Source organism: Xanthomonas sp. DAR33341 (assembly GCF_003992815.1).
GTDB lineage: Bacteria > Pseudomonadota > Gammaproteobacteria > Xanthomonadales > Xanthomonadaceae > Xanthomonas > Xanthomonas cissicola.
The window spans coordinates 307294-322989 of the sequence record NZ_QEYV01000034.1 but is presented as its reverse complement, the minus strand read 5'-3'; the positions used below and the strand labels follow the sequence as shown (position 1 = coordinate 322989).

Below are 15696 nucleotides of genomic sequence, written 5' to 3'. Positions count from 1 at the left end.
TGCTGGAGCTGATGCATGAGCGCACCGAGCGACACCCCGACCTATCTGCACGGCTTTTCCGCCACCGAACAGGCGCGTCTGCTCAAACAGGCGCGCTTGCTGGAAACCACACTGTTCAATCAGATCGACTACAGCGGCGCGCGGCGCCTGCTGGAAGTGGGCAGCGGCGTCGGCGCGCAGACTGAAATCCTGCTGCGCCGTTTTCCCGAGCTGCATGTCACCGGCGTGGACTTGAGCGAGACGCAACTGGATGCGGCGCGCGCAAATCTTGAACGGCTGGCATGGTGCCGCGCGCGTTACACCCTGCAACAGGCCGATGCGAGCGACCTGCCGTTCGAGGCGCGCCAGTTCGACGCGGCATTCCTGTGCTGGGTGCTCGAACACGTGCCCTCGCCTGCGCGTGTGCTCAACGAAGTGCGGCGCGTGCTGCTGCCCGGCTCGCCGGTCTACGTGACCGAGGTGATGAATGCCTCGTTCCTGCTGCATCCGTATTCGCCCAGCCTGTGGCGCTACTGGATGGCATTCAACGATTTCCAGCACGACCAGGGCGGCGACCCGTTCGTCGGTGCCAAGCTGGGCAACCTGTTGCTGGCTGGGGGCTTTCGCGATGTGCACACGCAGATCAAGACGCTGCATCTGGACAACCGCGAACCGGGCCGGCGCAAGACCATGATCGGGTTCTGGGAAGAAGTGCTGCTATCGGCGGCCGACCAATTGCTGCAGGCCGGCGCGGTCGAGGCCGCCACCGTGGATGGCATGCGCCGTGAGCTGGCGCAGGTCCAAAGCGACCCGGACGCAGTGTTTTTCTACTCGTTCGTGCAGGCGCGCGCCACGGTCTATTGAGTTGCCGATGGGGGCGCGACGACCGGAGCGCCGACAGGCTCCAGGTCGCCGGTCAGCACGGTGCTGCGGGGCTCGTGCCAGATGCGATGCCACATCTGGCCCAGCACCGCGCCGATCTGATCGCGGGCCACCGGCGCACGGTACGCCGCCTGCACCTGCCGCGGCACGATCGGCTGCCACGTCCCGTTGTCGCGATGGGCCACCACGAAGTTGAAGTTGTAGTCCGGCTCCAGGCCCATGCGCAGGTCGCTGAGCATCAGGTCATCGTCGACCAGACGCGCGCGCATGAAGCCGCGATTGAACCAGGTCAGCCGACGCACCGAATCGAACCTGGCCACTTCGCCCAATGCCTGGGTGTTGCTGGAAAACCCGCGGAAGTGCATCGGGCCGGTGTCGGCCACCAGCGAACGCTCGCCGATGACATAGCCGTTGGGCGTCATCGCCACCACGCGCCATAACAAGGTGTTGAGCGGCATCGGTACCGAGAACCGCGGCGCATCGGCCAGGCCCATCGCCGCCAGCGCACGATCGGCCTGGCGGTCGACCAGTTGCTTGGCAATCAACGACCAGCCCAGATACGCGGTGCTCGCCACCAACCCGATCACCAGCGCGTGCTGCGCAAACGGGCGCGCGCGCGCAAACCAGGCCACCGCGCAGGCCAGCAACAGCCACAGCGTGTACGCCGGGTCGATGATGAACACGCTCGACCACATCGTCGGATGCGGCTGCAACGGCCACCACAGCTGGGTGCCGTAGACGGTGAACGCGTCCAGCAGCGGGTGGGTGATCAAGGCCAGCTGGATCGCCCAGAACCAGCGCGTGGGTGCGCTGGCCACGCGTCCATTGCCGTAGCGGCGGAACAGCCACCAGATCAACCAGCCCACCAGCGGCAGCACGAACAACGAATGGCTGACGCTGCGGTGCACGGTCATCAGGGTGACCGGGTCGTCGGTCAGCGGCAGCAATGCCAGCGAGTCGAGGTCGGGCAAGGTGCCCAGTGCCGCGCCGGCCAACAAGGCGGCACGCCGCTGTCCGGGCGGCGCGATGGCGGCAGCGATGGCGCCGCCAAGAACGATCTGGGTCAATGAATCCATCGGCCGATGCTAGCAGGCCGGACATGCACGGATCGGCATGTTCGACGCGGCGTACGGCCGGCCGGTACCGCTGCGTCACCGGGCAGTTAATCGTCACCGCAACGCACAGGCCCGTGCTTCCGGCCGGGGGACCGACGTCGGCTTAACCCCAAAGCGATCCATTCAGGCGCACAATGCAACCGACACACGGGGCGTGTATCATCCGCACCCATCTTTTCATCCGAATTAAGGGATATAAGCCTGATGTCCAGCTACCTGTTCACCTCCGAATCGGTCTCCGAAGGCCATCCGGACAAGATCGCCGACCAGATCTCCGACGCAGTGCTGGACGCCATCCTGGCCCAGGACAAGCGCGCCCGCGTGGCCTGCGAGACGATGGTCAAGACCGGCGTTGCGATCGTGGCCGGCGAAGTGACCACCAGTGCCTGGATCGATCTGGAAGCGCTGACCCGCAAGGTCATTCTGGACATCGGCTACAACAGCTCCGACGTCGGCTTCGACGGCGAGACCTGTGGCGTGCTCAACCTGATCGGCAAGCAGTCGCCGGACATCAACCAGGGCGTGGATCGCAAGAACCCCGAGCAGCAGGGTGCGGGCGACCAGGGCCTGATGTTCGGCTATGCCACCAACGAAACCGACAGCTTCATGCCGGCGGCGATCCACCTCTCGCACCGCCTGGTCGAGCAGCAGGCCAAGATCCGCAAGAAGAAGAACTCGGCGCTGTCCTGGCTGCGTCCGGACGCCAAGTCGCAGGTCACCCTGCGCTATGAAGACGGCGTGGCGACGGCGATCGATGCGGTGGTGCTGTCGACCCAGCACGACCCGGGCGTGAAGCAGAAGGACCTGATCGAAGCGGTGCGCGAGGAAATCCTCAAGCCGGTGCTGCCGGCCAAGTGGCTGCACAAGGGCACCAAGTTCCACATCAACCCGACCGGCAAGTTCGTGATCGGCGGCCCGGTGGGCGATTGCGGCCTGACCGGTCGCAAGATCATCGTCGACACCTACGGCGGCTGGGCGCGTCACGGTGGTGGCGCGTTCTCCGGTAAGGATCCGTCCAAGGTCGACCGTTCGGCTGCCTATGCCGCGCGCTACGTGGCCAAGAACGTGGTGGCCGCCGGCCTGGCCGACCGTTGCGAAGTGCAGGTCTCCTACGCCATCGGCGTGGCCGAGCCGACCTCGATTTCGGTCACCACCTTCGGCACCGGCAAGATCGCCGACGAGCAGATCGAAAAGCTGATCCGCAAGCACTTCGACCTGCGTCCGTTCGGCATCATCCAGATGCTCGACCTGATCCACCCGATGTATCAGCAGACCGCGTCTTACGGCCACTTCGGCCGCAAGCCGAAGGACTTCACCTACACCGACGGCACCGGCGCGCAGCACAGCGCGACCTCGTTCTCGTGGGAAAAGACCGACCGCGCCGACGCACTGCGTGCCGCCGCCAAGCTGAAGTAAGCCAACTGCTCCTGCGGGAGTGAAACTGGCAAGAAGTGAGATGGGCCGCACATGCGGCCCATCTGCGTTTTGGCGGAATGCGTACAGTCATCGAGGCTAGCGTGGGAAGTATCGCCTGCCGATCAGCAGTGGCAATGTTGGAAGCGCGGCGCCGCGTCCGGGGGCGGGACCGTGTGGCGGCATGGACGCCGCCACCGAGCCGCCAGGGACGGATTCACGGCGTGTCCCGACACCGGATGCGGCGCCGCGCCGCCGACCAACTCCGTACTCCGATCGATCTTGCGCACGACATCCGGCATTTTCATGCGATTGCTTTGGTTTGCTGCGGGCGCTTGCACGCGTACCAGCGTGGGACACGCCGCAAGTACGTCCGTCTAGGCTCTGGCGCGGCATCCATGCCGCTCAAGGTCCCACACCGGTACGCGCGCAAGCACCACCGATCATTGTCGACAACTGGAAGAAAAGCGGCCTTCGGTTAACTGGTCATGGCCTGCATCTTGTTCAATCGGTTCCATGCGGATGCTTCGATGAGCTGAAGGCGCCTGCACATCGCAGCCCCAGCGTTGCGTTCAAGGCTCGCGTTGCAACTGTTCCTCCAACGCCTGGGCGAACGCCTTCAACGGGCACGCCATGCGTTGCTCTGCTGTGCAAACGCCAAGCGCCAACTTCTGCCGCAACGGAGGATGCTCCAAATTTAGCGGCGCCAGCGTCCGCAGTTGATCCAGCGATTGCGCAAGATACTGCGCACGCACCACTTGCTGCCCATTCGGTTGGCGCCATAGCTCCAGCAGCAAGGCGCCGCCCGGCGGTGGATCGTCGGCGCCGTAGCCGGGGAGATGAAAGTGCACGCCCAGCAAACTGCTCAACGCGGCGATATGGGTGTCACTGCCAACGAACACCGAGACCTTCGGCGCCTGCGCGTCGCCGAAACGTTGCAAGACCTCGCGTGCCAGCGGTGCGCCCGAACGCGAGGCCATGTAGTGCGGCCGTGCGTAAATGTCGAACAGCAATGCGTGCAAGCGTGAGACCTGGGCCAGGCGCTCGGGCGTCGCACGTCCCCAACCGACCTGCGCAAGCGGCAGGCCCTCTGCGTATTGCAGCAGCAACACCTCGCCGGTGCCGGAGGTCAGGTCGATTGGCCCGCCTAACTTAAGCCCACGCCCGTTGGCCGACGGCGCCAGCGTGGAAGGCATCTGCGCGAAATCGCAGGGCGTCCGCGTGCAGCCCAGAATCTGCTGCAGTGCCTGCAGCTCGGCGGCGTGGCCTTGCAGCAGGGCGGCAGGGCCTCCGGTCTGTTGCTGGATCGATGCGACCGCTGCCGCCGCATCGAACGGCAACGTGCCGGCTTCGATCGGTCGAAACAGCGGGTCGTTGCTGCCAGCCTCCCGATGCCCGGCGACGATGCCGCAGCCAGGTGCGAGCGCGTCGGCCAGCAGGGCGCCACTCTCGATGGTGCGTTGATCGGTATTGGCCCACACCGACATGCTGCCGGTTGCCGGACACCCACTGCGCGGCAACAGCGCCTGCTGCACCAACCACTGGCGCAGGTACTCGCCACTCAAGCGCACGCCTTGGCGACCATGCGGAGTGAGCAGGCTGGCAGGCGTGGACCACTGCGGCCAGGGTTGGTCGGCATAGTGCGCGGCGGCGGCCTCGCCTTGCAGCGGTGCGCGCACGCCATGCCGGAACACCACCACGACGCGCTCCAGTTGCGCGCTCTGCGCGGATGCTGGCGCTCCGGTGCCCACCTGTTTGCCGGCGGTGACGGTCGATTGATCGCCACTGTGTGTGGTGGATGCGCGCGCTGTGGACACGCTCTGGACCGATGCGGTGCAGCCGCCCAACGCCAACGCAGCCGCCAATACCAGGCACAGCACGCTGCCGGTTGCCACCGGCGTGGCACGGGGCGCGCCAGACCTCGGTGCGATGCCGACGCACTGCCTGCGTCTTGCCTGCCGCGTAGGTGCCGCGATCCCCATCGCGGCACCTACGCTCGCGACAACGCGGGCGGCCCATCGCGGCTCCCCACCGCTGGCCAGCAACGCGCGTTGCAATGCCCACTGCCCCGTTCCACCGCAGGCGCGTGCACGGCCTGCGCTATGCCGCGCGTCCGTCATGACATCTGCATCTTGCTGCGCGCCTGGCAGGTCGTCGCATGCGAATCGTGCGGGATCAGAACGCATACTTGGCGGTCAACAGGCTGGTCATGCCGGAATCGACGATGTCGGAAATCGCATCGGTCTCGTGGCCGACGTGCGCCCAGTAGCTGTGCTGCTTGGTGAGGTTGGCCACCGACAGATCCACGCGCAGGTGATCGTTCGGTGCATAGCCCAGATGCAGGTCCACGCGGGTGATCGGCTTGATCCACAGGTTGTCCCAGTTTGCGCCCTGGTTGAGATAGTCGTACACCGACACGTATTCGCCGGAGTAGTGATAGCTCAGGTTGACCGACCACGGTCCCTTTTCGTAGAACAGCTCCGCATTGGCGAGCAGGTTCGGCGCGTTCTGGATACGTTCGTGTGCGAAGCCTTCTTCTCCCAGGTCCACGCGCGTGGTCTGGCGGGTGATGTTGGCACCGATGCCGAAGCCATCCAGCGGTGCGGGCAGGCCCTGGAAGGTTTGCCGCACGGCCGCTTCGATACCCAGCACGCGGCCGTCGCCGCCGTTTTGCGGACGCACGAAACGGATATTGCCGCTTTCGCTTTCGCCGGCATTGGCGGCGTTGGAACCGCTTTCGTAGATGTAATCGGTGAGGCGCTTGTAATAGCCTGCCAGCATGGCATGGCCGCCGCTGTCGTTCTGCCATTCGCCGGACAGGTCCACGTTGAGCGACTTGATCGGTTTCAGATCCGGGTTGCCTTCGGTGATGGTGGTCTGGCCATCGCTGGAGATGTCGGTGGAGCGGCCGCCGCCCAGCTGCACGAAGGCCGGGCGCGTGTAGCTGGTCCACACCGAGCCGCGATACACCGCGCCATCGCCATCGGGCCGGTAATTGACGAACACGCTGGGCAAGGCGACGTTGTAGCGCGTGTGGTTGTTGGCGAATGCGCCGACCTGCTCGGCACCGTGGATGGCGGCCGGCTGCGCCCAGAACGTGTTGGTGATGGCGGTATGTTCGAAGCGCACGCCGGGCAGGATTTCCCAGTTGCCGCTGCGCAAGGTGGCCATCGCATAGGCAGCGCTCACCGCTTCGGTTGCGCGCATGGTGTTGCAGTTGAGATTGTTGATCGCCAACTGGCCGCAACTGTCGAAGCTGGCGGGGGTGAGCGTGCGTGCGATCAGGTCGTTGAGCGCTGCATTGCTCAGGCGTACGGTGGGAAACGCGTATTGGCCTGGATAGACCGCATCGTAGCGCTGCGCGGTCAGGCCGGTATCGCGCAACAAGGTACCGTCGGTGTACTTGGCATTGGTCCAATCGCGATCGGTAAAGCTGCGCGAGCTGTCGACATACTTCACGCCAAAGGCAATGCGGTTGAGCAGCCCCGCATCGAGGTCATATGCCACGTCGAACTTGCCGCCGCCCTTGTCCTGGCCGCTGTATTGCTTGGAAATCTGCCCGGTGCGTCGCGCATACAGGCTACCCACGTCCGAGGCCTGCGCCTGCATGGCCGGGGTGAGCAATGGAATCGGGAAACCGTCGCCGTTGTAGCTGATGAAACGGTTGGCGCCGTAGGCGAAGTTGGTCGAACTGTATTGGTCGTTGCGCGCGGAGATTTCCACGTGATCCGGGCGGTCGTTATTACCGGTGCCGTAGAAGATGTTGGGCGCGAATGTCCAATGGCCGAGCTGCTTTTCTGCGCCGAACTGCACGGTGGCGAGGTCGGCCTCTTCGGGGTTGGTTTCGTACCAATAACGCACTGCGACGCGATTGATCTGCGGCTGATACGCGCCGCTGCTGCCGATTTGCGTGAAACTGACATTGGCCGGCACGAACTGCGTGTAGCCGGTGTTCTGCTCGGTCTTGGCGAAGGCGTAGGTCATGCGTGCGTACAGATGCAAGCTGGGATCCACGCGCCAATCGAAGGCCGCGTTGCCGCCATAGCGGCGTGTATCGCCCTGCGAGTAACCGATATTGACGCCGGTGCTCTGCAGGACCTCTTGCGGGTCGGCGCCAGCGGCCAGATTGCCGCTGGCATCGGCACGTGCGAATTTCCATGCGCCATCGTTGCGTGCAGCCGAGGCAGAGGCCACTTCGCTGTTCACGAAATGGCGCTCGTCGTAATACGCACTGACCGACACGCCGAACTGCCCGGCATCGCCAAAACGCGCATGCCAATCGCCGGCTGCGCCACTGCCCAGCCCGGAATCGCCGTAGTCGCGTGCACGGCTTTCCAGGCGTCCACTCAAGGTCACGCTGCCGCCCTGGCGATCGGGCGAATCGAATGCGCTGGGCGTGCGGTAATCGATGGTGCCGCCGATCGCATCGCCGTCCATGTCGGCGGTGGAGGTCTTGTTCAACACGATGGTCTGCAGGCCCGAGGGCGGCAGCAGGCTCAATTGCACGCCGCGGCTGTACGGCATGCCTTGCGCGACGTTGATGCCGTTGATCAGGTTGACGTTGTATTCGGCATTGAGGCCGCGCACCGATGAGAACATGCCCTCGCCGCGCGCGGCGCCATCGATGCCGCCGAAATACGACTGCCCGGTATTGATCACGTTGACGCCCGGCATCAGGCCCAGCGCTTCGGCGACGTTGTGCACGGCGGTGGTCTTGAGATCGTCGGCCGACAGCACGTTGACGGTATTGGTGGCGGCCATCTGCATGTCGGTCGCGTTGTAGCGCGTGGCAGCGACCGTGACCTTGTCCAGGGTTGCCATCTCGCCCTGTGCGGGCGTGGTGGCCTGCGTCTCTTGGGCCGCAGCATGGCCGCACAGGGCGCACAACGACAAACACAGCGCCTGCGACAACCGCGAAGGACGCAACAGCGAACAACGAACGATCATGATCCAATCCGATGAATGCAGCAGCGCGCCATGGACATGCACCAAGGCTGCGCCGCCGCGAATGTGAGGAAGCGAAGCAGCCAGCGGAGGCGGAACTGCATCACGCCTGTAAGCAGGCGCCGCGCATGGTGGTGATGCGGCATGTCAGTTTGGTGACCGTAATTGCGAACATGACAAATGCGCGCAACGCATGCGCAAGTCGGCACAGTCGTTGCCGTATGGAGGCGAAAATTGTCGACGGGGTGCGCTGCCTGCCTAGCGCAAACATCCACCGACAGCAGGGCATGCGCGCCGGTGACGCGATGCACGGGCTCTGGTTGTGGCGCAGACGCATCTCAATCATGTGATGGTTGCGCACGCGGACGGCGGGTGTAGCCGGCAGCCTTCGGCCACCAGCCAGCCTGCGACCGACGCGCGTCACGGTGCACGCAAGGCAATCGGCACCAACGCGGTCAAGCGCTCTCCCCCGCCCGCCACGCCTGCGTCAGGTACGCAGGAAGATCTCCACCCGTCGATTGAGCTGCCGCCCACCCGGATTGTCCTGGCCGTTGACGGTATTTGGGCGCCACCGGCTGCGATTCGCCATGGCCTTTTGCGTTGGCCGACTGCGCGGCACCACGGGCGCGCAACGCCGCCAGCACGGCATTGGCGCCGCGCCTGGACAGCGCCCGGTTGTCATCATCGCTGCCCTTGGCATTGGAGCACGCGGAATCGGAACCGCCCGACCTGCAGCCTAGCGGCCCGGCGCGTGCGAGGCCTGTTGCTCCGCCTGCAACTGCACATGCAGGATGCGACGAATCTCCAGAATGGCCTGCGGCGTTTCCTGCACGCTGTGCCAGGAGGTCACCACCAGTTCCGAAGCAGCGCCATCCAGATGCGCGCTGCGATACGGCACCAGGCCGTCGTCGGAATCGGCCAACGGTACCTGCGGCTTCTCGCGCCCGATGATGGTGTGGTACTGCACGTTTGGAGAGATCGGCAGGTCCATCGTGGCGCGCACGAACGGATCGGTGTCGCGCAGGTTGTCGATGCTGGTGGGCACCAACGCGCGGCCTTTGCGGCGGGGAGCGCCGCCCGGATCGTCGCGTTCGCTGTTGGCCAGGTCCTGCATCACATCGCCGAAGCGATCCAGCAACGCGCCCGGCAGGCGTATCAATTTACCGACAAACCGCCCCAGCCCGCCCTCGGCCAATGGCGTACCGCGATGCGGCGCGGCGATGAAGATGGCGCGGTCCACTTGCGGCATCGGCGAGAAGTGCAGCAATGGCCACAACTTGGCGCGGATCCGCGCGCCGCGTTCGCCGTCCAGCCGGTAGTTCTGCAGCAGGGAATCCCACAATTGCTCACCAGAGGGCGACACCAGCAGCCGCCCGATCACCCCGCCCATGCTGTGCCCGACCAACACCATGTCGTGCGACGCGATCGCACGGCCGGACGGATCGAAGTGCTGCAGGCTACGTTCCACCAGCGACTGGATTTCCGCACGATTGATCGCCATCGGCGCGTTGGTCGGGTAATACACCTGCCAGATCTGGTAACGCTGGCGCAGCGTTTCATCGCCCATCACTTCGTTGGCCACATTGACCCAGGCCTCCGGGCTGCTGGCCAGACCGTGCAGCATCAGCAGCACGCGTCGGTCGGGATCGTAGGGCTGCATCAGATACAGGTGCGGACGATCGATACCGCGTGCGCTGCCCAGCATCGACCGCAGCGACTGCTCCGCAAATCCGGACTTGGCCAGCCACAATCCATACGCGGCAGTGAAGTTGCCCGCCAGCGGCACACGTTGGCCATGCAGCACCACGTCGTTCTGGCGATACGGGTCGTACGGCACCACGGTGACCAGGTGGCTGCGCAACACCTCAGCGAGCGTCTCGCCCTCGAAACGCAGCAATATCGTTGCCGGCGCGTACGGCATTTCGCTGAACGTCGGTAGCGGCCGATCGGGCGCCGCGGCCGCCGCGACGGCTTGCTGCAACGCCAGCCCAGCGGGATCGCCAACCACTTGCGGGTCCACTTCCGCGACCAGCTCGGCGCCGAATCCATCGCGCCGGTAGGTGCTGCGCAGGCCATTGAAGCGCAGCGCCGAGGCGGCGAAGATCGCACGTGGTGTATTGCCGTCACCCGGCAGCCGGTAGGCGGACAGATCGACGTCGAGCTGCCAGCGCCCGACCGTGGTGGATGCCGGAGTGGTTTCGCCGGTTTGCTGCGACCGTGCGAACAGGCGCTCCACCACCTGCTGCACGGCGTAATTGTAGTAATCGCGCACCTGCGACTGACGGTTCTCGAACGCCCGCGCGCTGGGCGCACGCGCGGTGAAAAACAGGTACGCATACGCATGCCGCGCTGCTTCCAACCAGGCCTCCACTGCGGCATCGCTCATCGTGGTGGGGTTGCGCCCGCTCAGCGCGATGGCACGCGCGGTCCATAATTCTGCCTGCGTGGCCAAACGCCGCTCATCGCCGATACCGGCCTCACTGGTGAGCTGCTGCAGGCACGGCAGCGGTGCGGTGCGGCAGGCCTTGGGCTGCAGGCCGGCAACCTGCAGGGTCTCGCTGCCGGACTGACTCAATTCACCGGTGCTCAGCACATCGCCACGCGTTTGCGCGATGTAGTCGCCGCTGTTGCGCGACTGCACCGTCACCATGGCGCAGCCGCTCAACCACACACTTGCCAGCACGCCCGCCAGGAATGCGGCGGCACGGGATCGGGGCATGCGCGGCCTCATCGCGGCGTGGTCGCGGTTGCGCCTGGCGCCGGCGCCAGCGGCATGCCGGCACGGATGCGTGCAGAAAAATCCGCAGCCTTGTCGGCGGCGATCGCACGCGCGGTGAAGTGCCCGCGCTGCTTCAAGGTGGCGAAGGGATAACCGGGCATCAGGCCGTGATGGTCGTAGGCGTATTGGTCGACATAGCCGGACAGCAGCAGGCGGTGATCCAGCGGCAATGTGGGCTGCAATTGCCGGACCAGCGCAAACACGATCGTGGTGCAGTTGCTGGTGAGCGTGTTGTAGAACGCCGGCTTGCGATCGAGTTCGTTGGCCAGCTCCACGTACCCCATGAACATGCGGCGCAATCCGGCCTTGGGAATCGCCAGGCGATACAGGTACATGTCTTCGCCACGCACGTTGGTGCGGACGCGCAGGATGTCGCGTTCGTCGGCGGCGACCAGGGTTTCTTCGAAACTGCGGAAGAATCCGCCCAACGCGGAAAACGATTCGTCACGTTCCTTGCGGATTTCCAGCGAAAACACCACGTGCGAACCGTCATCGAAGCCGAACGACACCAGCGTGTGCGCAATCGCCGGTCCCATCCAGTACGAGAGCGCAAGATCTGCGCTGACCAGGCGGTTCAGATCGTATCGCCGCGTCTCCCAATGCGGCACATAGTCGGTCTCGCTGCGCCAATCGAAATTGCGCACGTTGTGCAGGGTGACGATGCTTCCCTGCACCTGCGGCTGCAGACGCTGGGCGACATCGTCGGCCCAGTCGCGGTCCTGGCTGGGCTGCATCATCCACCACGACACCGCCAGCACCACGAATGCGGCACTGAAGATGCCCACCAGGGCCCAATTCTCGCGGCCACGACGCAGCCCCCATAACGCTGCCACCGCCATCGCGCACCACGAGGCCACCCACCCGGCGCGTACGAAGGCGTTGCCGGTCAGTGCGTAATAAATCGCCAGGCCACCCCATCCGGCGGCCAGCACCAGCGCAACGCGCAGTGCCCAGCGACCGATGCGGGCACGGGTGGCCGGTGTCATCGCGTGCCGCCTGCGGGCACCTGCATGCCCAGCGCATGCATCAGCAGATCGGCCGAGCGATGCGCGAGCCGTTTGCGTTCTGCCTCATCGTTGCCGCGCAGACAGCTCCCCAGCATGTCGATCACCAACAGCACTTGCTCCTCGTCGACATCGGCCCGGCACAGCCCGGCGTCGCGGGCGCGATGGACGAATGGCAGAAAGATGCCGACCGCACGCCGATCTGCTGCCTCCACCGCCGGGTGCGCGCGTTCGATCGAGCGCCAGAAATCCACCAGCGGCGACGACTGGGCGATGTGCTCGGCGACATCGTGCAGCAGCACCGCCAGGCCATCCGGACGGTCGGCGAGGTCGGCGGCAAGGCGCTCCAGCCCATCCAGGCCACGCGCCATCAATGCCGTCATCAGCGCCAGCCGATCGGGGAAATTGCGATAGAGGGTGGCGCGCCCCAATCCGGCGCGCTCCACCACCAGCTCCAGCGGGGCATTGACGCCATGTTCGCTGAACACTTCGTCGGCGGCATCGAGAATCTGCCGGCGGCGCAGCGCGGCATCGGGGCGGGAAGTCATCATGCCGGCATTATCGGACAGATTTGTCCGTTTACACCAGAGTCCGCTTGCCGCTTGCGCGCGCGCTCCGACCAACGGCGTGGTTGCCGTTGGCTTGCGGTGGAGCTGTCCCCTGCCCGTCCCTGCAGCCGGCCATGCGATCAGCCGGTGTTCTGCACGCCTTGCGAGACGCCATTGACGCAGGCCACCAGCGCACGCAGCAGCGCTTCGTCTTCGCCATCGGTGGCGCGCCAGCGTTGCAGCAGATCCACCTGCAGCACGCTGATCGGGTCGATGTAGGGATTGCGCAGGCGGATCGACAACGCCAGCCGCGGGTCGTGCTGCAACAGCGACTGTTGTTGCAGCAGCGCCTTCACCCAGCCCTTGGTCAATGCCAGTTCGTCGCGAATCAGCGGGAAAAACCGCGTGTGCAGGTCGCCGGACAAGCGCGAGAACAACTCGGCGATGTTCAGATCGCCCTTGGACAACACCATGGCGATGTCGTCCAGAAAGGTGCGGAAGAACGGCCAGTCCTGCGCCATTTCGCGCAAGGTCTCTTCATGCCCGGCATCCACCGCCGCCTGCAGGCCGCTGCCCACGCCGTACCAGCCGGGAATCACCGCACGCGCCTGGCTCCACGCAAACACCCACGGAATCGCACGCAGGTTGGACAGCGCCGCGTCCTGGCCCAGCCGCCGCGACGGGCGCGAACCCAGCGTCATGCGTTCGATCACATCGATCGGCGTGGCCAGGCGGAAGTACTGCATGAACTCCGGCGCGCCGACGAAGGCGCGATACGCGACCGTGCTGCGTTCGGCCACCAGATCCATCACCGGGCGCCAACGCGCCTCGCGCGGCTCGGGCGCACGCGGGCGCAGGCTCGAGAGCAGCACCGCGCCGGTCATCTGCTCCAGCGAGCGCAACGCCAATGCGCGGATGCCATATTTGCGGTGGATCACCTCGCCCTGCTCGGTCACGCGCAGGCGCCCATCCACGCTGCCGCGCGGTGCGGCATCCAGCGCGCGGCTGGTCTTGCCGCCGCCGCGCGCGATCGAGCCGCCTCGGCCGTGGAAGAAGGTCAGCCGCACGCCCAACTCGGCGGCCGCTTCCAGCAGCTCGACCTGCGCGCGTTGCAGGCCCCAGCGCGAGGCGGCGATGCCGCCGTCCTTGCCGCTGTCCGAATAGCCCAGCATCACCATCTGGGTATCGCCGCGTGCGGCCAGATGCTGGCGATAGACCGGGTCGGCCAGCAGGTCCTGCACGGTGCCGGTACCGCCGCGCAGATCGTCCACGGTTTCGAACAGCGGCACGATATCCAGCGGCACAGCGCCGGCGTCGTCGACCAGACCGCCACGCCGCGCCAGTGCCAGCACGGTCAACACGTCGGCGCGGTTATGCGCCATCGAGATGATGTAGCTGCCCAATGCATCGGCGCCGTGGCGGGTACGTGCATCGGCAAGCGCGGCGAATACCGCATCCAACCGTGCATTGCCTTCATCGTCCACGCGCGGCAAGGGGTCTTGCCCTGCGGCATACGGGCCGAGCACGGCGGCGCGCTGGGTGGCGTCCTGTGCGTCCCAGTCGGTCTGGCCCAGGGCATCGGCCACTGCCCGCGCATGCACGCTCGATTCCTGGCGCACGTCCAGCCGCGCCAGATGGAAACCGAAGCTGCGCACGCGCCACAACAGGCGCCGTACCGCGAACCAACCGGCATGCAGGCCCTTGTTGGCCTGCAGGCTGTCCAGGATCAGCTGCAGATCGTGTTCGAGCTCCGATGGAGCGGCATAGGCGCCATCGGCATCGTCCAGGGTGGCCTGCAGGCGCGCGCGCATCAGGTCGTTGAGCAGGCGGTACGGCATGTCGCCATGGCGCGGGCGCGAACGCGCGGCGGCGTCGGGGAGCAGCGCGCGGTAGCGTTCCAGCTGCGCGGTGAGTTCGCCGCTCACCTGTACCAGCGTGGTCGATTGGCTGAGCAGGCTGGCCAACTGCCAGAGTTCTTTTTGATAACGGTCCAGCACCGCGCGCCGCTGCGCGTCCAGCGTCCCGGCGATGGTCTTGGCATCCACGTTGGGATTGCCGTCCATGTCGCCGCCCACCCAGGTGCCGAAGCGCAGCAGGCGCGGCAATGCCGGCACGCTGCCGTAGGTTTCTTCGATGGCATGTTCGAGCGTTTCGTACATCACCGGGATGACGCGGTAGAGCACCTGGGTGAGGTAGAAGCCCACATGCTCGCGCTCGTCGTCCACGGTGGGGCGCACCGGCGAGGAATCGGCGGTCTGCCACGACGCGGTCAAGGCCATGCGGAAGCGCGCGGCATCGCTGGCACGCTCGTTGGGCGTGCGCATGCCGTCCAGGTTGTCGACCAGGCTGGCGACCATCAGCTGCTCTTTTTCCAGCAGCGCGCGCCGTACCGCCTCGGTGGGATGCGCGGTGAACACCGGCTCCACGTCGATGCGCGGCAACCATTGGCTGAGTTCGTCCAGGGTCACGCCCTGCGCCTTGAGCCGGCGCAATGCGTCATGCAGGCCATCGGGCTGCGGCGTGTCGGTGCCGCTGCGCTGATATTCGCGACGGCGGCGGATGCGGTGCACGCGCTCGGCGATATTGACCACCTGGAAATAGGTACTGAATGCCCGGACCAGCGCTTCGGCGTCACGCGGCTGCCGACCGGCGAGTTGTTCGCTCAGCGTGGACGGTGGGGCATCGCTTTCGCGCCGCGAGATGGCGGTGGTGCGCACGCGTTCGATTTCATCGAGGAATTCCGCAGAGACCTGCTCGGCGAGCAGATCACCCACCAGCGCGCCGAGCCGACGCACATCGTCGCGCAAGGGAAGATCGGGGGTCGCGAACACAAGACTGCTGCGGTACTCGTTCATCGGAAACGCACACCCTCTTCAAGCGCAAAGTCGTCGAAGACTAACCCAAAAGGATTAGATGATCGCGACGCGCAGGACGGTTTCAGAGCGAACCATCCTGCACCAAGCGCCGCCCACGTTCGTGCGCGCCACTGGAATCCGTCACCCGGCACCGGCAAGCAATGCGTAGGAGCGCAC

At 65.7% G+C, this 15696-nt stretch carries 9 protein-coding genes and 2 pseudogenes; 3 read left to right on the top strand and 8 right to left on the bottom strand.

All coding sequences use genetic code 11. The features are described from left to right. The first annotated feature begins 15 nt into the window (after positions 1-15). Entirely contained in the window at positions 16-843 is an 828-nt protein-coding gene (locus EO156_RS17645; RefSeq protein WP_016849655.1) for a class I SAM-dependent methyltransferase, read from the top strand. Here EO156_RS17645 and EO156_RS17640 read toward each other — a convergent pair. Beyond that, complete coding sequence (locus tag EO156_RS17640; RefSeq protein WP_011050553.1) at positions 837-1937, bottom strand: metal-dependent hydrolase; 1101 nt, start codon at positions 1935-1937, stop codon at positions 837-839. The two genes, EO156_RS17645 and EO156_RS17640, sit on opposite strands and share 7 nt — an antisense overlap. A 243-nt stretch (positions 1938-2180) precedes the next feature. Between EO156_RS17640 and metK the strand changes: the two genes are divergently transcribed. Beyond that, a complete protein-coding gene (gene metK / locus EO156_RS17635) occupies positions 2181-3392 on the top strand; it encodes a methionine adenosyltransferase (protein ID WP_005910819.1) in 1212 nt (403 codons plus the stop codon). Positions 3393-3961: 569 nt separating this feature from the next. Here the strand turns inward: metK and EO156_RS17630 are convergent. Then, entirely contained in the window at positions 3962-5575 is a 1614-nt protein-coding gene (locus tag EO156_RS17630; RefSeq protein WP_016849656.1) for a histidine-type phosphatase, read from the bottom strand. Continuing rightward, a complete protein-coding gene (locus tag EO156_RS17625) occupies positions 5565-8336 on the bottom strand; it encodes a TonB-dependent receptor (RefSeq protein WP_026006945.1) in 2772 nt (923 codons plus the stop codon). Before EO156_RS17625 ends, EO156_RS17630 begins: the two co-directional genes overlap by 11 nt. Here EO156_RS17625 and EO156_RS17620 point away from each other — a divergent pair. Further along, positions 8335-8683, top strand: a pseudogene (locus tag EO156_RS17620) (hypothetical protein). The gene EO156_RS17625 and the pseudogene EO156_RS17620 overlap by 2 nt on opposite strands. Positions 8684-8820: 137 nt before the next feature. On the opposite strand, the pseudogene EO156_RS17615 reads toward EO156_RS17620, so the two are convergent. The 5 genes and pseudogenes from EO156_RS17615 to ppc form a co-directional block, all read right to left on the bottom strand. Further along, positions 8821-9037 (bottom strand): annotated as a pseudogene (locus tag EO156_RS17615) (OmpA family protein); the annotation flags it as partial. 32 nt (positions 9038-9069) lie between these two features. Next, positions 9070-11064: a hypothetical protein gene (locus EO156_RS17610; RefSeq protein ID WP_016849659.1), complete on the bottom strand. Its 1995-nt coding sequence runs from the start codon at positions 11062-11064 to the stop codon at positions 9070-9072. Next, positions 11061-12098 (bottom strand): DUF4105 domain-containing protein, encoded by a 1038-nt coding sequence (locus EO156_RS17605; RefSeq protein WP_016849660.1) that lies wholly within the window; start codon positions 12096-12098, stop codon positions 11061-11063. Before EO156_RS17605 ends, EO156_RS17610 begins: the two co-directional genes overlap by 4 nt. Continuing rightward, complete coding sequence (locus tag EO156_RS17600) at positions 12095-12667, bottom strand: TetR/AcrR family transcriptional regulator (protein ID WP_003485218.1); 573 nt, start codon at positions 12665-12667, stop codon at positions 12095-12097. The genes EO156_RS17605 and EO156_RS17600 overlap by 4 nt, the downstream gene beginning before the upstream one ends. 137 nt (positions 12668-12804) lie before the next feature. After that, positions 12805-15519, bottom strand: a complete 2715-nt coding sequence (gene ppc, locus EO156_RS17595; RefSeq protein ID WP_029828095.1) for a phosphoenolpyruvate carboxylase — start codon at positions 15517-15519, stop codon at positions 12805-12807. Between the last annotated feature and the right edge of the window lie 177 nt (positions 15520-15696).